Here is a 16,813-nt window from a genome sequence, read left to right on the forward strand (position 1 = left end):
GACGGCCGGATTCGGACTTGTACGGAGGACGTGACAACATGCCGTCATGTCCTCCGCGCTGACCGATCTCTTCCCTCACCCGATCGTGCAGGCCCCCATGGCGGGCGGCGTCTCCGTCCCCCAGCTCGCGGCCGCCGTGTCCGAGGCCGGCGGGCTCGGATGCCTCGCCGCCGGGTACAAGACGGCCGACGGCATGTACCAGGAGATCAAACAGCTGCGCGGGCTGACCGGCCGTCCCTTCGGCGTCAACCTGTTCATGCCGCAGCCGGAGTACGCGGACTCCTCGGCGGTAGAGGTCTACGCCCACCAGCTCGCCGGTGAGGCCGCCTGGTACGAGACCGAACTCGGCGACCCGGACAGCGGCCGGGACGACGGCTACGACGCCAAGCTCGCCGTCCTCCTCGACAACCCGGTGCCGGTCGTCTCCTTCCACTTCGGCATCCCGGCCCAGGACGTGCTGGAGTCCCTGAACCGCGCCGGCACCCTCACCCTGGTCACCGCGACCACGGCCGAGGAGGCCCTCGCCGTTCAGCGTGCGGGCGCCGCCGCCGTCATCGCCCAGGGCGTCGAGGCCGGCGGACACCAGGGCACCCACCGCGACAACCCGGAGACGGACGGCGCGGGCATCGGACTGCTCTCGCTGGTCGCCCAGGTCCGCGAGGCCGTGGACATCCCGGTCGTCGCCGCCGGAGGCATCATGCGCGGCAGCCAGATCGCCGCCGTCCTCGCCGCCGGCGCGGACGCGGCCCAGCTCGGCACCGCCTTCCTCGCCACCCCCGAGTCCGGCGCGAACCCCGTCCACAAGGAAGCGCTGACCAACCCCCTCTTCGTGCGCACCGAACTGACCCGCGCCTTCTCCGGACGCCCGGCCCGCGGCCTGGTCAACCGCTTCCTGCGCGAACACGGCCCCTACGCCCCCGCCGCGTACCCCGACGTCCACCACCTCACCTCGCCGCTGCGCAAGGCGGCCGCGAAGGCCGCCGACGCGCAGGGCATGGCCCTGTGGGCGGGCCAGGGCCACCGCATGGCGCGCGACCTGCCCGCCGGACAACTGGTGGAGGTGCTGGCCGCCGAACTCGCCGCCGCCAGGACAGCGTTGTCGTCGCCCGGCGACTCCCCGGACGGGGGCACCGCCCGATGACGGCACCGGTCTTCCTGGTCGAGCACTTCGACGCGGGCGACGGCGGACGCTACGTCCTCGACGGACCCGAGGGACGGCACGCCGTCTCCGTGAAGCGGCTGCGCGCCGGCGAGGACGCCGTCCTCACCGACGGGGCCGGACGCTGGGCGGACTGCGTCGTCCTCGACACGGAGGGCAAGGACCGCCTCGTCGTACGGATGGACTCGGTGAGCGAGGAACCGGCGGAGGAGCCGCGGATCACCGTCGTCCAGGCGCTGCCCAAGGGCGACCGCGGCGAACTGGCCGTCGAGACCATGACGGAGACCGGCGTCGACCGCATCGTCCCCTGGGCCGCCTCCCGCTGCATCACGCAGTGGAAGGGCGACCGGGGCCTCAAGGCGCTCGCCAAGTGGCGCGCCACCGCACGGGAGTCCGGCAAGCAGTCCCGCCGGGTGCGCTTCCCGGACGTCGCGGACGCCATGTCGACCCGACAGGTTGCCGCACTTCTCGCCAAAGCCGACCTCGCCGCCGTCCTGCACGAGGACACCGAGCTGGGCACCGAGCCGTTCGCGACCGCCGCACTGCCCGGCTCCGGGGAGATCGTCCTGGTCGTCGGCCCCGAGGGCGGGATCTCCCCCGAGGAGGTGGCGCTGTTCACCGAGGCGGGCGCGAAGACGTTCCACCTCGGGCGTACGGTGCTGCGTACGTCGACGGCGGGCACCGTGGCCGCGGCACTGCTGCTGGCCCGCACCGGCCGCTGGTCCTGACCCCAACCGCCCGCCCACCACGGGGGATTCGCATGGAACTCGCCCAGGTACGGCTGCTCGTTTCCGACTTCGCCGCCTGCTACCGCTTCTACTCCGAAGTCCTCGGCCTCAAGCCCCAGTCGGGCGCGACCGAGGGACCGTACGAGAAGTTCAGCCCCGTCGTCGGATCGGCCGGCATCGCCCTCCAGGACCGGGCGATGATGGCCGAGGTGCTGGGTGAGATCGGCGAGGACGTGACCGGGCACCGTTCGCTGGTGGTGCTGCGGGTGGACGACCTCGACACCTACTGCGAGCAGCTCGTCTCGCGCGGAGCGACCGTGCTGCACGGCCCCGCCCCCATGACCGACCGGATGCGCGTCGCTCACCTCAAGGACCCCGAGGGCAACCTCGTGGAACTCCAGGAGTGGCTGCTCCTCCTCGGCTGAACGGGCCCCGGCCGGGCCGTGAACTCCTTCGGGTGGTTGTGCCCCTCATGGCCGCATGCGGTCTACCGCACCGCGGCCCGCGGTGGCACGCTGCCGTTCATGGGGGCTTTGAGACGGATCAGGAGCCGGACCGGGCGCAGGCGCGTGCTGATGGCCCTCGGGCTGGGCGTGGCGGGGGTGTTCGGCGCGAGTGCGTGCGAGCCCGGGGACGGACTCAGCGCCGCGACCGTGGCGTACACCACCGACCAGACGGCGACCAAGCAGCTCGAACGGCAGAACGTGGACGTGCGGTGGCTCTCCTGCACCGCCAACTACGGCAACGCCGGCAAGGTCTACACCCCCGGCAAGTCGCCCGCGCCGACCGAGAACACCGTCGCGAGCGTCGACTGCCAGGGCCAGACCGACGACGGACGGGACATCGTCGTCAAGGGCAAGGTCACCCGCGCCGTCGACGGCGCCTGCGTGCGCGGCGACCTGACCGCCACCGTCGGCGGCAAGCAGTGGTTCCACGTCAGCGGCCTCGGCAACTGCGACGCCACCAACAACCCCACGCCTCCCGCCACTTACCGTCCACCGAACGGACCCGACCCCACCGTCACGGTGACCGTGACCCGGACCATGTGGTGCAAGGGCGACCCCACCTGCTGGCCCGCACAGGGCAAGTGACCTGCCCGGCCGTCCACGGATCAAGTGATCCGAACCCCTGTCGGGCCGCGTCCCGGCTGCATAGGGTGACCGGGTGACAGAGTCCGCACCCTCCGCGTATCTCCGGTTTCCGCATCTGCACGGCGAGTTGGCCGTCTTCACGGCCGAGGACGACATCTGGGCCGCGCCCCTCGACGGCGGCGGCCGCGCCTGGCGCGTCAGCGCCGACAACGCGCCGGTGAACCACCCCCGCGTCTCCCCGGACGGCACGACCGTCGCCTGGACGTCCACGCGCGACGGCGCCCCCGAGGTCTACGCCGCCCCGCTGGTCGGCGGACCCACCAGACGCCTGACGTACTGGGGCAGTTCGAGAACCCAGGTCCGCGGCTGGACCCCCGACGGACACGTCCTCGCCCTCAGCACCCAGGGCCAGGCCAGCCTGCGGCGCAGCTGGGCCCGCGCCGTCCCGCTCGACGGCGGCCCCGCCGCCCTCCTGCCCTACGGACCCGTCGGCGACGTCGCCCACGGAGAGCCCGGAACCGTCCTGCTGTCCGCCCCGATGGGGCGCGAGGCGGCCTGGTGGAAGCGCTACCGCGGCGGCACCGCGGGCAAGCTCTGGATCGACCGGGACGGCGAGGGCGAGTTCGTCCGTCTGCACGAGGACCTCGACGGGAACATCGAGTACCCCCTCTGGGTCGGCGACCGGATCGCCTTCCTCTCGGACCACGAGGGCGTCGGCGCCCTGTACTCCTCGCTCGCCGACGGCGCCGACCTGCGCCGCCACACCCCGCTCGACACGTTCTACGCCCGGCACGCCTCCACCGACGGCACCCGCGTGGTGTACTCCTCCGCCGGTGAACTCCGGCTCCTCGACGACCTCGACGGAGCCGAACCGCGCCGCCTCGACATCCTCCTCGGCGGGCAGCGCGCCGACCAGCAGCCCCACCCCGTGAGCGCCGCCCGCTGGTTCTCCGCCGCCGCCCCCGACCACACCGGACGCGGCAGTGCCGTCTCCGTGCGCGGTGCCGTCCACTGGATCACCCACCGCTCGGGGCCGGCCCGCGCCCTCGCCGCCGAACCCGGCGTCCGCGCCCGGCTGCCCCGAGCCTTCCGCGCCGAGGGCGAGGAACACGTCGTGTGGGTGACGGACGCCGAGGGCGACGACGCCCTGGAGTTCGCGCCCGCCACCGGCGTCGCCCCCGGAGCCACCCCGCGCCGGCTCGCCGCCGGAGCCCTCGGACGCGTCCTCGGCCTCGCCGTGGCACCCGACGGCAGCCGCGCCGCCGTCGCCTCGCACGACGGGCGCGTCCTGCTCGTCGAGCGCGAGACCGGCGAGGTCCGCGAGGTGGACCGCAGCGAGGACGGCGAGGTCGCCGGCCTCGTCTTCTCACCCGACTCCGCCTGGCTCGCCTGGTCGCACCCCGGCCCGCGTCCCTTGCGCCAGCTCAGGATCGCCAACACCACCGACCTGTCCGTGACCGAGGCGACGCCGCTGCGCTTCCGCGACTACGCACCGGCGTTCACCCTCGACGGCAAGCACCTCGCCTTCCTGTCGGCCCGCGCCTTCGACCCCGTCTACGACGAGCACGTCTTCGACCTCGCCTTCGTCGGCGGCTCCCGGCCGTATCTGATCACCCTCGCCGCGACCACGCCGTCGCCCTTCGGACCCCAGCGCCACGGCCGACCCTTCGAGACCCCGGACAAGGACGAGACCCCCGACAGCGAGGGCACCCCCAGCACCCGGATCGACCTCGACGGACTCGCCGACCGGATCGTGCCGTTCCCCGTCGAGGCCGCCCGCTACTCCACCCTGCGCGCCGCCAAGGACGGCGTGCTGTGGCTGCGCCACCCCGTCCGGGGCGTGCTCGGCGCCTCCCGCGCCACACCGGACGACCCGGACCCGAGGACGGAACTGGAGCGCTACGACCTCGCCCAGCAGCGCATCGAACACCTCGCCGCCGACGCCGACCACTTCACCGTCACCGGCGACGGCAAGCGGGTGCTGCTGTGGACCGACGGAAAGCTCAAGGTCGTACCTAGCGACCGGCGCGCGTCGAACGACGACGAGAGCGACACCAACATCACCGTCGACCTCTCGCGGGTGCGCCAGAGCGTCGACCCGGCCGCCGAGTGGCGCCAGATGTACGACGAGACCGGCCGCCTCATGCGGGACAACTTCTGGCGGCCCGACCTCGGCGGCGTCGACTGGGACGCCGTCCTCGACCGGTACCGGCCCGTCCTCGACCGGGTCGCCACCCACGACGACCTCGTCGACCTGCTCTGGGAGGTCCAGGGCGAACTCGGCACCTCCCACGCGTACGTCACCCCGCGCGGCGGACACGGCGGCGGCGACCGCGCCCAGGGCCTCCTCGGTGCGGACATCTCCCGTCACGCGGACGGCAGTTGGCGTATCGACCGGATCCTTCCCTCCGAGACGTCCGACCCGGACGCGCGGGCCCCGCTCGCCGCGCCCGGCGTCGCGGTGCGCGCCGGGGACGCGATCGTCGCGATCGGCGGCCGGCCGGTCGACCCGGTCACGGGCCCCGGCCCCCTGCTCGTCGGCACGGCGGGCAAACCGGTCGAGCTGACCGTCTCCCCGGCGGGCGGCGGCGACCCGCGGCACGCCGTCGTCGTACCGCTCGCCGACGAGGAACCCCTGCGCTACCACGCCTGGGTCGCCGACCGGCGCGCCTACGTGCACGAGCGGTCCGGCGGACGCCTCGGATATCTGCATGTGCCCGACATGGTCGGCTCCGGGTGGGCGCAGCTCCACCGCGACCTGCGGATCGAGGTCGCCCGCGAGGGGCTGGTCGTGGACGTCCGCGAGAACCGCGGCGGCCACACCTCCCAGCTCGTCGTCGAGAAGCTCGCCCGGCGGATCGTCGGCTGGGACCTGCCCCGCGGTCTGCGCCCCTACAGCTACCCGGAGGACGCGCCGCGCGGCCCCGTCGTCTCCGTCGCCAACGAGTTCTCCGGCTCCGACGGCGACATCGTCAACGCGGCGATCAAGGCACTCGGCATCGGCCCGGTGGTCGGCACCCGTACCTGGGGCGGCGTCATCGGCATCGACAGCCGCTACCGCCTCGTCGACGGCACCCTCGTCACCCAGCCCAAGTACGCGTTCTGGCTGGAGGGTTACGAGTGGAACGTGGAGAACCACGGCGTCGACCCCGACGTCGAGGTCGTCCAGGCTCCGCAGGACCACGCGGCCGGCCGTGACACCCAGCTCGACGCGGCCGTCCGGATCGCGCTCGCCGCGCTGGAGGAGAACCCGGCCAAGACGGCGCCGGCACTGCCCCCGCTGTGACCCCGCGGGGCGGGCGGCCGCGAGCCGTCCGCCCCGCGGGGCGGCTAGCATGCGCAGGGCAATGATCGGATGGCGTGAGGAGGCACACGCATGATGGGTGAGCCGCAGGACGACTGCCTGTTCTGCAAGATCGTGGCGGGGCAGATCCCGGCGACGCTGGTGCGCGAGACCGACACGATCGTGGCGTTCCGCGACATCAACCCGCAGGCGCCGACCCACATCCTGGTCATCCCCAAGGTGCACTACCCGGACGCGGCGTCCCTCGCGGCCGCCGAACCCACCGTCGCCGCGGACATCCTGCGCGAAGCCGGTGAGGTCGCGGCCGAGGAGAAGCTGGACAGCCACCGCATCGTGTTCAACACGGGCAGCGGTGCCGGACAGACCGTCTTCCACGCGCACGCCCACCTCCTGGGCGGCCGTGGACTGCAGTGGCCGCCCGGATAACCGGCCTTGTCCGCACGTGAACTGGTCGTCCTCGGGACCGCGAGCCAGGTCCCGACCCGGCACCGCAACCACAACGGCTACCTGCTCCGCTGGGACGGCGAGGGTCTCCTCTTCGATCCCGGCGAGGGCACGCAGCGCCAGATGCTGCGGGCCGGTGTCGCCGCGCACGACCTGAACCGCATCTGCGTCACCCACTTCCACGGCGACCACGCGCTCGGCCTGCCCGGCGTGATCCAGCGCGTCAACCTGGACCGCGTCCCGCACGAGGTGACCGCCCACTACCCGCTCTCCGGACAGCACTTCTTCGAGCGGCTGCGCCGCTCCACCGCCTACCGCGAGACCGTCGGGATCACCGAGGCGCCGGTCGCGGACGACGGGGTCCTCGCCACCACCCCGGCGTACACCCTGGAGGCCCGCAGGCTCTCCCACCCCGTCGAGTCCTTCGGGTACCGGCTCGTCGAACCGGACGGCCGGCGCATGCTGCCCGAGCGGCTCGCCGAACACGGCATCACGGGGCCCGACGTCGGGGTGCTGCACCGCGAGGGCACGCTGCGCGGCGTCGGCCTCGACGACGTCAGCGAGGTGCGGCGCGGCCAGCGGTTCGCGTTCGTCATGGACACCCGGCTGTGCGAGGGCGTGGACGCGCTGGCCGAGGGCTGCGACCTGCTCGTCATCGAGTCGACCTTCCTCGACGGCGACCACAAGCTCGCCTCGGACCACGGGCACCTGACCGCCGGCCAGGCGGGCCGGGTCGCCAAGGAGGCGGGCGTCCGGCACCTCGTGCTCACCCACTTCAGCCAGCGCTACTCCGACCCCGCCGCCTTCGAGCACGAGGCCCGCGCGGCGGGGTTCGACGGCGAACTGACGGTGGCCCACGACCTGGTGAGGGTCCCGGTCCCGAAGCGCCGGTGACGTCCGGCGCCGAGGATCGCCGGCCCGCGCCGGCCGGACCCTCGCGCCCGCTGCCGGGAAGGTGCCGGTTTCGGACTGTCCGGTATCCGACCGTACGATGCTTCGATGTCCCTCCCCAAGGCTGAACTGCACCTCCACATCGAAGGCACCCTCGAACCCGAGCTGGCCTTCGCGCTCGCCGCCCGCAACGGCGTGACCCTGCCGTACGCGGACACCGAGGACCTGCGCAAGGCGTACCTCTTCGACGACCTGCAGTCGTTCCTGAACCTGTACTACGAACTCATGGCCGTGCTGCGGACCGAGCAGGACTTCGCCGACCTGGCCGACGCCTATCTCGCCCGCGCCGCCGCGCAGGGCGTGCGGCACGCCGAGATCTTCTTCGACCCGCAGGCGCACATCGCCCGGGGCGTGCCCATGGGGACGGTCGTCGAGGGGCTGTGGCGGGCGCTCGGGCGCAGCGAGGAGACCCACGGCGTCTCCACCCAGCTGATCATGTGCTTCCTGCGCGACGAGTCCGCCGAGTCCGCCCTGGAGACCCTGGAGGCGGCCAGGCCCTACCTGGAGCGGATCGCCGGCATCGGTCTCGACTCCGCCGAGGTCGGCCACCCGCCGGCCAAGTTCCGCGAGGTGTACGAGGCCGCCGCCGCGCTCGGTCTGCGACGCGTCGCCCACGCGGGCGAGGAGGGTCCGCCCTCCTACATCACCGAGGCCCTGGACGTCCTGGGCGTCGAGCGCGTCGACCACGGGCTGCGCTGCATGGAGGACCCCGAGCTGGTCGAACGGCTCGTCCGGGACCGGGTGCCGCTGACACTGTGCCCGCTGTCGAACGTGCGGCTGCGCGCCGTGGACGTGCTGGCGGAGCACCCGCTGCCCGCCATGCTGGACGCCGGGCTGCTCTGCACGGTCAACTCCGACGACCCCGCCTACTTCGGCGGGTACGCGGGTGACAACTTCCGCGCGGTGCGCGAGGCCCTGGGGCTCGGCCCCGAGCGGCTGCGGGAGCTGGCGCGCAACTCCTTCGAGGCGTCCTTCCTGGAGCACGACGAGGAGCGGCGCGCCCGCTACATCGCCGAGGTCGAGGCCTACGAGTTCAGCTGACCGGGGCGGGCGCCCGGCCGGGCATTCCCCGGCCGGGCGTCACAGGCCTTCCGCTCCGGACACGGCCGTCGTCGCTCCGGCGTGCCGGGCTCCGGCCGTGCCGTAGGGCTCCCGTTGGGCGGGTACGGCGTCCAGCGGGATCCCGGCGACCGGGATCCCGACGTCCGGCAGCCGTGTGAACGGGTCCTCGGCGGAGGGGCTCTCCGCGAGAAGGTCCGCCATGTCCGCGACGTCGGCGCGGGTGACCCGCGCGGCCGCGACCTCCACGGCCACGGTCTCCGGTACGGGAATCTCCACGACCGGGATCTCCACGACCGGGATTTCCACGACCGGGATCTCGACGACCTGGCTGCGGCGCGGGCGACGGGCCACGAGTGTCATCGGGACGGCGACGATCAGCAGGCCGGCCGCCAGGACCAGGCCCATCGCCGGATAGCCCGCCCGCGCCGACAGCAGGCTGCCGGTGAGCGGCCCGCACGCCGTGCCGAGCGAGGACGCGGAGCCGACGAGGACCGCCCACCGGCCACGCCGGTCCATCGACGCGGCGAGACCGATCACGTACGACAGGACCACCGGGTACAGCGTGTTCCAGGCGATCTCGCCGGTCGCGAACGACGTCAGGTCGGACGCCGCCGCGCTCACCGCGATGCAGCCGGCGATCAGCACCGTGCCCAGGCCGATCGGCAGTGCCCGGCCGAGGCGCGGGCCGAGGACGCCCGCGCTCACGACGCCGAGCAGTCCGGCACCCAGCCCCACCGCGAACACCGCGCCGACGGTGACCTCGCCGAGCCCCGCCTGCGTGAGCCCGATCCGGCCGCTCACGCCCCACAGGGAGTTCTGCGCGAGCGACCAGAAGAGCATCGCCGCGGCGAGCAGCAGCCCGGAGCGGCGGTGGGGGAGCGGGCCGGCGGAGCGCACGGTCCGGGTCGCCGGGGAGCGGGCCGGCAGACGGCCCGTCAGCGGCAGGACGAGCAGGGCCGTGACGGCGATCGCGGCGAGCGGGACGCCGTGGGCCGGGCCCAGATGCGGGATCGTCAGATACAGCGCGCCCGCGAGGGCGGAGACACCGAGCAGGCCCAGTGTGGTGACGCGGTGCGGGTCGGGCCGGCCGGCGATCCCGGTCGCGGCGACCGTGGTGGCCGTACCGGAGCCGAAGCCGCCGAGGACCGCGCCGGCCACGACGAGGGGGAGCGCGGTCGACAGCGCGGCGGTGCCGTAGCCGGCGACCGCGAGGAGCAGTCCGGCGCGGGCCAGCCGGCGGGGGCCGAAACGGTCGACGCGGGAGGCGAGGAGGAAGCCGGCCGAGGCCGAACTCAGCAGCAGGACACTGCCGATGGCTCCGGCCTGGGTCGCCGACAGCGGGAGTCCCGCGTCGAGGCGGCCGACGGTGGTGGGGAGGAGATACGCGGCAAGGTACCCGGCCGTGAAAAGGGCGACGAGGGGCCAGGGCGTGGTGGTGCGGGCGGACACGGGCGTTCCCAGGGCATGCGAAAGGAGCGGCTCAAGAAAGGGGGAGTGGGCGGCTGTCGACGGACAGGAACGCGCGGGCAATTTGTATCAAGGCGGTGGCACCGGAAAAAAGGCGGGAGGGTGTGATCTGGAACACTTCCCGTTTGGGGTGGGGAGTCAGGGGTAGGAGGGGCCCCATTTCCCGGGCCCACCGAGGGTGCGGAGCGGCTCCCCGCGCGCGGGAACACCGGTGTTCCCGCAGGTGGGGGAGCGATGCGCACGGCCCCGTCGGACACCGGCCCCGGGCCCGCGCCGGCCGGCCGTCCGCACCGGGAGGCGCCCACCGGACCGCGGCACCGCCGCGCGGGCAGGAGCGCGCGGAGCCGGGCGCGGGGGACGGCCCCGCGGCGTGCGGCGACCGCGTGCGGCACGGCCGGGCCCGCGGCGGCGAGGCCGGTCACCCGGTCGGCGACCCGGCCCGACCGCGACGACGCCCCGGCGTGACCCACGGCCGGGACGGCCCGTGTGGTGCACACTGGCCAGATCCGTACCACCCCAGGGAGCACACCGTGATCGCGTCCAACGGTGAAGGACCGTTCGGCCAGGCCCATGTGGACCCGCTCGCCGGGCTGCGCACACCGCAGGACCCGCCCTGGGACGTCTACCTCACGGGCACCGTCTTCCTGGACATCATCTTCACCGGCCTCGACTCGGCCCCCGTGCGCGGCACCGAGTCCTGGGCGCGCGGCATGGGTTCGAGCCCCGGCGGCGTCGCGAACATGGCCACCGCCCTGGCCCGGCTCGGCCTGCGGACCTCCCTGGCCGCCGCTTTCGGAGACGACCACTACGGCGAGTACTGCTGGGACGCCCTGGAACAGGGCGAGGGCATCGACCTGTCCGCCTCCCGGACCGTGCCCGACTGGCACTCCCCGGTCACCGTGTCCATGGCCTACGAGGGCGAACGGACCATGGTCAGCCACGGCCACGAGCCGCCTCCCGTGGAAGCGGCGGCCGCCCCCGACTGCCCGCCCCGCGCCCGGGCCGCCGTCGCCTCCCTCACCCCCGGCGTCCGCGACCCGTGGATCGCCCAGGCCGCGAGCCGCGGCACCCGGATCTTCGCGGACGTCGGCTGGGACGACACCGGCCGCTGGGACCTCGCGGGCCTCGCCGACCTCGCACACTGCGAGGCGTTCCTGCCGAACGCCGAGGAGGCCATGCGCTACACCGGCGCGGACTGCCCCCGCGCCGCGGCCCACGCGCTGGCCGAACACGTGCCGCTCGCGGTCGTCACCCTCGGCTCCGAGGGCGCGTACGCCGTCGACGGCCGCACCGGGGACAGCGCCGCGGTCCCCGCCATCGCCGTCGAGGCACTCGACCCCACCGGCGCCGGAGACGTCTTCGTGGCCGGCTTCGTCATGGGCACCCTCGCCGACTGGCCGCTCGCCGACCGCCTCGCCTTCGCCGGCCTCACCGCCGCCCTCTCCGTCCAGGACTTCGGCGGATCCCTGTCCGCGCCCGGCTGGTCGGAGATTGCCGCCTGGTGGCGCCGGGTCCAGTCGGTCGACGACCAGGACCCCACCGCGCTGCGCCGGTACGCGTTCCTGGAGGGCCTGCTGCCCGCGGTGACCCGCCCCTGGCCGCTGCGGCGCGCGGTGCCGACGATCGGCTTCGGCCGCTCGGTGTGAGGTCACGACCGCGTGACGTGAGGAAAAGCCCTACGGCTCTGTCAGCGCCGCGACGTACGCTGGGAGACGCAACGCTGCCCGTGTGGCAAGCGTGCCGACCGAGGAGGATACGCAGGCCTACAGAGCCGGCCCATGACTCAGACACCCACAGCTCACGGCCCCGCCCAGGGGCAGGCACGCGCGCACTTCACCGTCCCGGCCAAGCACCCCATGGTGACCGTTCTGGGGTCCGGCGACTCGCTGCTGCGTGTGATCGAGAAGGCCTTCCCGGCGGCCGACATCCATGTCCGGGGCAACGAGATCAGTGCGGTCGGCGACGCCGGTGAAGTCGCCCTCGTCCAGCGCCTGTTCGACGAGATGATGCTGGTGCTCCGCACCGGGCAGCCCATGACGGAGGACGCAGTGGAACGCTCGATCGCCATGCTGAGGGCGAGCGGGAACGGGGAGGGCGACGGCCAGGAGACACCGGCCGAAGTGCTCACGCAGAACATCCTGTCCTCGCGAGGCCGCACCATCCGCCCCAAGACGCTCAACCAGAAGCGCTACGTCGACGCCATCGACAAGCACACCATCGTGTTCGGCATCGGCCCCGCCGGTACCGGCAAGACCTACCTCGCCATGGCGAAGGCGGTCCAGGCCCTGCAGTCCAAGCAGGTCAACCGCATCATCCTGACCCGCCCCGCGGTCGAGGCCGGCGAGCGCCTGGGCTTCCTCCCGGGCACGCTCTACGAGAAGATCGACCCGTACCTGCGCCCGCTGTACGACGCGCTGCACGACATGCTCGACCCCGACTCCATCCCGAAGCTGATGGCCTCGGGCACGATCGAGGTGGCACCGCTGGCGTACATGCGCGGAAGGACGCTCAACGACGCCTTCATCATCCTGGACGAGGCCCAGAACACGAGCCCCGAGCAGATGAAGATGTTCCTCACCCGCCTCGGCTTCGAGTCGAAGATCGTGATCACCGGTGACGTGACGCAGGTCGACCTGCCGAGCGGCACCAAGTCGGGTCTGCGGCAGGTCCAGGACATCCTGGAGGGACTCGACGACGTCCACTTCTCACGGCTCACGTCCCAGGATGTCGTCCGGCACAAGCTCGTCGGCCGTATCGTCGACGCGTACGAGAAGTACGACAGCGAGAACGGCACCGAGAACGGCACCCACAAGGGCCGCGGCAACGCCGGACACAAGGGGAAGTAGACCAGCACGACCATGTCGATCGACGTCAACAACGAATCCGGAACCGAGGTCGACGAGCAGGCGATCCTCGACATCGCCCGCTACGCACTCGCGCGGATGCGCATCCACCCGCTCTCCGAGCTCTCGGTGATCGTCGTGGACACCGACGCCATGGAGCAGCTGCACATCCAGTGGATGGACCTGCCGGGCCCGACGGACGTCATGTCCTTCCCGATGGACGAGCTGCGTCCGCCGTCGAAGGACGACGACGAGCCGCCGCAGGGCCTGCTCGGCGACATCGTGCTCTGCCCCGAGGTCGCCGAGACGCAGGGCAAGGACGCCGAGACGCAGCACTCCATGGACGAGGAACTCCAACTCCTCACCGTCCACGGAGTGCTGCACCTCCTCGGCTACGACCACGAGGAGCCCGACGAGAAGGCCGAGATGTTCGGCCTGCAGGCCGCCATCGTGGACGGCTGGCGCGCGGAGAAGGGCATGACGGGTCCCTCTCCGGCCCCGACCGTGTCATGAGCCCACAGCTTGTCATCGGTGCCATCGCCCTCGTCGTCGTCGCCTGGCTCGCCGCCTGCGCGGAGGCCGGACTCGCCCGCGTCTCCAGCTTCCGCGCCGAGGAGGCCGTCCGCAGCGGCCGGCGCGGCAGCGCGAAGCTCGCCCAGATCGCCGCGGACCCGACGCGCTATCTGAACGTCGCGCTCCTCGTCCGCGTCGCCTGCGAGATGGCGGCCGCCGCGCTCGTCGTCTACGCCTGCCTGAACGAGTTCGACAAGACCTGGCAGGCCCTCGCCGTCGCGATCGCCGTCATGGTCCTCGTGTCGTACGTCGCGGTCGGCGTCTCGCCGCGCACCATCGGCCGTCAGCACCCGCTGAACACGGCGACGGCCGCCGCGTACGTGCTGCTGCCGCTGGCCCGGGTGATGGGCCCGATCCCCCCGCTGCTGATCCTCATCGGCAACGCGCTCACCCCCGGCAAGGGCTTCCGGCGCGGCCCGTTCGCCTCCGAGGCGGAACTGCGGGCGCTCGTCGACCTCGCCGAGAAGGAGTCCCTCATCGAGGACGAGGAGCGCCGCATGGTGCACTCCGTCTTCGAACTGGGCGACACCCTCGTGCGCGAGGTCATGGTGCCGCGCACGGACCTCGTCGTCATCGAGCGCTACAAGACGATCCGGCAGGCCCTCACCCTGGCCCTGCGCTCCGGCTTCTCGCGCATCCCGGTCACCGGGGAGAACGAGGACGACATCGTCGGGATCGTCTACCTGAAGGATCTCGCCCGCAAGACGCACATCAGCCGGGACGCCGAGTCCGAGCTGGTGGCCACGGCCATGCGCCCGGCCACCTTCGTGCCCGACACGAAGAACGCGGGCGACCTGCTGCGCGAGATGCAGCAGGAGCGCAACCACGTCGCCGTCGTCATCGACGAGTACGGCGGCACGGCCGGCATCGTCACCATCGAGGACATCCTCGAGGAGATCGTCGGCGAGATCACCGACGAGTACGACCGCGAACTGCCGCCCGTCCAGGACCTCGGCGACGACCGCTACCGCGTGACCGCCCGCCTCGACATCGGCGACCTCGGCGAGCTGTACGGCTTCGAGGCCTACGACGACGAGGACGTGGAGACCGTCGGCGGCCTCCTCGCCAAGGCCCTCGGCCGGGTGCCCATCGCCGGCGCCTCCTCGGTCGTCGCCCTCCCCGACCGACGCGAACTGCGGCTCACCGCGGAGTCCTCGGCCGGCCGCCGGAACAAGATCGTCACGGTGCTCGTCGAACCCGTCGGCCCCGACGGTCCCGCGCCACAGGAGAAGCCGGAGTGACCCCGCAGGAGCTGCGCGCGTTCTGCCTGTCCTTCAACGCGTCGGGCGAGGAGTTCCCCTTCAACCCGGAGACCTCGGTCTTCAAGGTGCTGGGCAAGCTCTTCGCCCTGACGAACCTGGACGCGCGCCCGCTCACGGTCAACCTCAAGTGCGACCCGCAGGACGCCCTGCGCCTGCGCGAGCAGCACCCCGAACTGATCCTCCCCGGCTACCACATGAACAAGCGGCACTGGAACACGGTGACGGTGGACGGCGAACTCCCGGACCGTCTGGTCCGGGAGCTCATCGAGGATTCGTACGATCTCGTCGTCGCCGGTCTGCCGCGTGCCGAGCGGCTGCGGCTCGACCGGCCCTGACGGCCGGCGCCCCGCAGCCGCGCCCGCGGGCGGTCAGCGGGTCCGGCCCGCGCCGCGCCGCCCGAGCCCCACCGCGACCAGCAGCGCCGCCGCGAGGACGATGGCCGCGTCCAGCACGAGCACCGTGTGGACGCCGGCCAGCAGGTCGTCCGACGTCGTCGCGAGGACACCGAGGAGCGGGATGCCGATCGTGATGCCCACCTGCTGGGTGGACGTCACCAGACCGGTCGCCAGCCCCTGCTCCTCGTCCGGAACCCCCGAGGTGACGGTCAGCCCGTACGAGATGATCGCGCCCAGGTGGCACATGCTCGCCAGCGACACCGCGGCCGTGGCGATCCACACGGACCAGCCGTGCGTGCCGAGCAGCAGCAGCGCCGCCACGAACAGGCCCTGCCCGGCCAGCGATCCGACCAGTGTGCGGCGGGCACCCACCCGGCCGATGACCTTCGGCGCGTACATCCCGGCGACGGCCGACAGGACACCCTGCGCCCCGAACACCAGGCCCGTCTCGAACGCGGACAGGCGGAGCGTCTCCTGGAGGTACAGGGTCAGCACGAACACGACCGTCGACATCATGGAGAAGGTGACCAGCCCGCCCAGGTTGCCCCACGCCACCGTGCGGCGGCGCAGCATCGGCAGGCTGACCAGCGGGTCGGCGGCGCGCGACTCGATCCGCACGAAGGCACCCAGCAGCAGCACACCGGCGACGAGCGAGACGATCACGTCGGCGCCGCCGAAGCCGTTCTCCGCCGCCGTGGACAGGGCGTAGATCAGGGCCAGCAGTCCGCCCGTGACGGCGACCGCGCCCGGCACGTCCAGGCGGGGACGCTCAGGGGTCCGGGACTCGGGCAGCAGGCCCGGCGCCAGCGGCAGCACGATCAGCGCGAACAGCGACAGCAGGCCCATCGTCGAACGCCAGCCGAGGACGTCGGTCAGGACACCGCCCGCCACCATCCCGACGGTGAAGCCGAGCGACAGGACCGTCCCCGAGACACCGAGCGCCCGGTCACGCGCCGGCCCCTCCGGGAACGTCGTGGTCAGCAGCGACATGCCGGTCGGCACGATCGCCGCGGCGCCGAGCCCCTGGAGCGCCCGCCCGGCCAGGAAGGACCCCGGGTCCCAGGCGAAGGTCGCGAGCAGCGAGGCCGCCCCGAACAGGGCGAGACCGGAGAGGAAGAGCCTGCGGCGGCCGTACAGGTCTCCCATGCGGCCGAAGAGGAGCAGGAAGCCGCCGGACGGCAGCGCGAACGCGGTGACCGCCCACTGCAGCGCCGACCGGCTCATGCCGAGGTCGCCGCCGAGCACGGGCAGCGCCACGTTCAGGACCGAGAAGTCCAGCGCGACCATGAACTGCGCGGCGCACAGCACGAACAGGACGAGTCTGTCGCGCCGCGACAGCCGGTCGGCGCGGGGTGGCCGGTGCACCCGGGCCGGGGCGCCCGGGGTCCCACGGCCCTCGGCGGTGTCCGGCACGCGGCCGGCGGAGGGGGAGTCGGTGGCGGTGTCGCCGGTGGTCTGTGTCGTCGTCTCGATGGGCATGGCAAGAGCATCCGGCGGCCCGAACACCCGTGGGGAGCCGCAACTTATGCTGGTG

15 protein-coding genes are annotated in these 16,813 nt (G+C 73.0%); 13 read left to right on the forward strand and 2 right to left on the reverse strand.

Translation table 11 applies throughout. The annotated features are described in order from the left end of the window. Positions 1-46: 46 nt before the first annotated feature. From ABZT74_RS19630 to ABZT74_RS19665, 8 genes are all read left to right on the forward strand, one after another. Positions 47-1,141 carry a nitronate monooxygenase gene (locus ABZT74_RS19630; RefSeq protein WP_355863512.1) on the forward strand — a complete coding sequence of 365 codons (1,095 nt, stop codon included), beginning with the start codon at positions 47-49 and terminating at the stop codon, positions 1,139-1,141. Then, complete coding sequence (locus ABZT74_RS19635) at positions 1,138-1,887, forward strand: 16S rRNA (uracil(1498)-N(3))-methyltransferase (RefSeq protein WP_356436415.1); 750 nt, start codon at positions 1,138-1,140, stop codon at positions 1,885-1,887. Before ABZT74_RS19630 ends, ABZT74_RS19635 begins: the two co-directional genes overlap by 4 nt. Positions 1,888-1,919: 32 nt before the next feature. Next, complete coding sequence (locus ABZT74_RS19640) at positions 1,920-2,312, forward strand: VOC family protein (protein WP_355863516.1); 393 nt, start codon at positions 1,920-1,922, stop codon at positions 2,310-2,312. Between the two features lie 150 nt (positions 2,313-2,462). After that, positions 2,463-2,978 carry a hypothetical protein gene (locus tag ABZT74_RS19645; protein ID WP_356173053.1) on the forward strand — a complete coding sequence of 172 codons (516 nt, stop codon included), beginning with the start codon at positions 2,463-2,465 and terminating at the stop codon, positions 2,976-2,978. 73 nt (positions 2,979-3,051) lie between these two features. Beyond that, entirely contained in the window at positions 3,052-6,264 is a 3,213-nt protein-coding gene (locus ABZT74_RS19650) for a S41 family peptidase (RefSeq protein WP_356436417.1), read from the forward strand. A gap of 90 nt (positions 6,265-6,354) precedes the next feature. Continuing rightward, on the forward strand, positions 6,355-6,708 hold the full coding sequence (locus ABZT74_RS19655; RefSeq protein ID WP_356436419.1) for a histidine triad nucleotide-binding protein: 354 nt from the start codon (positions 6,355-6,357) through the stop codon (positions 6,706-6,708). A gap of 6 nt (positions 6,709-6,714) precedes the next feature. Beyond that, complete coding sequence (locus tag ABZT74_RS19660) at positions 6,715-7,620, forward strand: ribonuclease Z (protein ID WP_356436422.1); 906 nt, start codon at positions 6,715-6,717, stop codon at positions 7,618-7,620. 105 nt (positions 7,621-7,725) lie between these two features. Next, entirely contained in the window at positions 7,726-8,718 is a 993-nt protein-coding gene (locus ABZT74_RS19665; RefSeq protein ID WP_355863524.1) for an adenosine deaminase, read from the forward strand. A 39-nt stretch (positions 8,719-8,757) separates the two neighbouring features. Here the strand turns inward: ABZT74_RS19665 and ABZT74_RS19670 are convergent, their stop codons facing one another. Next, complete coding sequence (locus ABZT74_RS19670) at positions 8,758-10,188, reverse strand: MFS transporter (protein ID WP_356436424.1); 1,431 nt, start codon at positions 10,186-10,188, stop codon at positions 8,758-8,760. A 548-nt stretch (positions 10,189-10,736) separates the two neighbouring features. On the opposite strand from ABZT74_RS19670, the gene ABZT74_RS19675 reads away from it, so the two are divergent. From ABZT74_RS19675 to ABZT74_RS19695, 5 genes are all read left to right on the forward strand, one after another. Beyond that, positions 10,737-11,852 (forward strand): PfkB family carbohydrate kinase, encoded by a 1,116-nt coding sequence (locus ABZT74_RS19675; RefSeq protein WP_356436427.1) that lies wholly within the window; start codon positions 10,737-10,739, stop codon positions 11,850-11,852. 132 nt (positions 11,853-11,984) lie between these two features. Beyond that, on the forward strand, positions 11,985-13,052 hold the full coding sequence (locus ABZT74_RS19680; protein WP_355863530.1) for a PhoH family protein: 1,068 nt from the start codon (positions 11,985-11,987) through the stop codon (positions 13,050-13,052). A gap of 12 nt (positions 13,053-13,064) precedes the next feature. Next, positions 13,065-13,562 carry an rRNA maturation RNase YbeY gene (gene ybeY / locus ABZT74_RS19685; protein WP_355863532.1) on the forward strand — a complete coding sequence of 166 codons (498 nt, stop codon included), beginning with the start codon at positions 13,065-13,067 and terminating at the stop codon, positions 13,560-13,562. Further along, complete coding sequence (locus tag ABZT74_RS19690; protein WP_356172954.1) at positions 13,559-14,863, forward strand: hemolysin family protein; 1,305 nt, start codon at positions 13,559-13,561, stop codon at positions 14,861-14,863. The genes ybeY and ABZT74_RS19690 overlap by 4 nt, the downstream gene beginning before the upstream one ends. Next, the gene (locus ABZT74_RS19695) at positions 14,860-15,219 is read left to right on the forward strand and encodes an MmcQ/YjbR family DNA-binding protein (protein WP_356436429.1); all 360 of its coding nucleotides are present in this window, start codon (positions 14,860-14,862) and stop codon (positions 15,217-15,219) included. Before ABZT74_RS19690 ends, ABZT74_RS19695 begins: the two co-directional genes overlap by 4 nt. A gap of 33 nt (positions 15,220-15,252) precedes the next feature. On the opposite strand, the gene ABZT74_RS19700 is transcribed toward ABZT74_RS19695, so the two are convergent. Beyond that, positions 15,253-16,758, reverse strand: a complete 1,506-nt coding sequence (locus ABZT74_RS19700; RefSeq protein WP_356436432.1) for an MFS transporter — start codon at positions 16,756-16,758, stop codon at positions 15,253-15,255. Between the last annotated feature and the right edge of the window lie 55 nt (positions 16,759-16,813).

This window comes from Streptomyces sp. NPDC005302, assembly GCF_040607345.1.
Lineage (GTDB): Bacteria > Actinomycetota > Actinomycetes > Streptomycetales > Streptomycetaceae > Streptomyces.

What these genes read in the sequence shown, in the direction of transcription:
- ABZT74_RS19680 (WP_355863530.1), top strand. Translation starts at nt 11,985, where the DNA reads ATGACTCAGACACCCACAGCTCACGGCCCCGCCCAGGGGCAGGCACGC.
- ABZT74_RS19640 (WP_355863516.1), top strand. Translation starts at nt 1,920, where the DNA reads ATGGAACTCGCCCAGGTACGGCTGCTCGTTTCCGACTTCGCCGCCTGC.
- ABZT74_RS19635 (WP_356436415.1), top strand. Translation starts at nt 1,138, where the DNA reads ATGACGGCACCGGTCTTCCTGGTCGAGCACTTCGACGCGGGCGACGGC.
- ABZT74_RS19700 (WP_356436432.1), bottom strand. Translation starts at nt 16,758, where the DNA reads ATGCCCATCGAGACGACGACACAGACCACCGGCGACACCGCCACCGAC.
- ybeY (WP_355863532.1), top strand. Translation starts at nt 13,065, where the DNA reads ATGTCGATCGACGTCAACAACGAATCCGGAACCGAGGTCGACGAGCAG.
- ABZT74_RS19690 (WP_356172954.1), top strand. Translation starts at nt 13,559, where the DNA reads ATGAGCCCACAGCTTGTCATCGGTGCCATCGCCCTCGTCGTCGTCGCC.
- ABZT74_RS19665 (WP_355863524.1), top strand. Translation starts at nt 7,726, where the DNA reads ATGTCCCTCCCCAAGGCTGAACTGCACCTCCACATCGAAGGCACCCTC.
- ABZT74_RS19645 (WP_356173053.1), top strand. Translation starts at nt 2,463, where the DNA reads ATGGCCCTCGGGCTGGGCGTGGCGGGGGTGTTCGGCGCGAGTGCGTGC.
- ABZT74_RS19655 (WP_356436419.1), top strand. Translation starts at nt 6,355, where the DNA reads ATGATGGGTGAGCCGCAGGACGACTGCCTGTTCTGCAAGATCGTGGCG.
- ABZT74_RS19630 (WP_355863512.1), top strand. Translation starts at nt 47, where the DNA reads ATGTCCTCCGCGCTGACCGATCTCTTCCCTCACCCGATCGTGCAGGCC.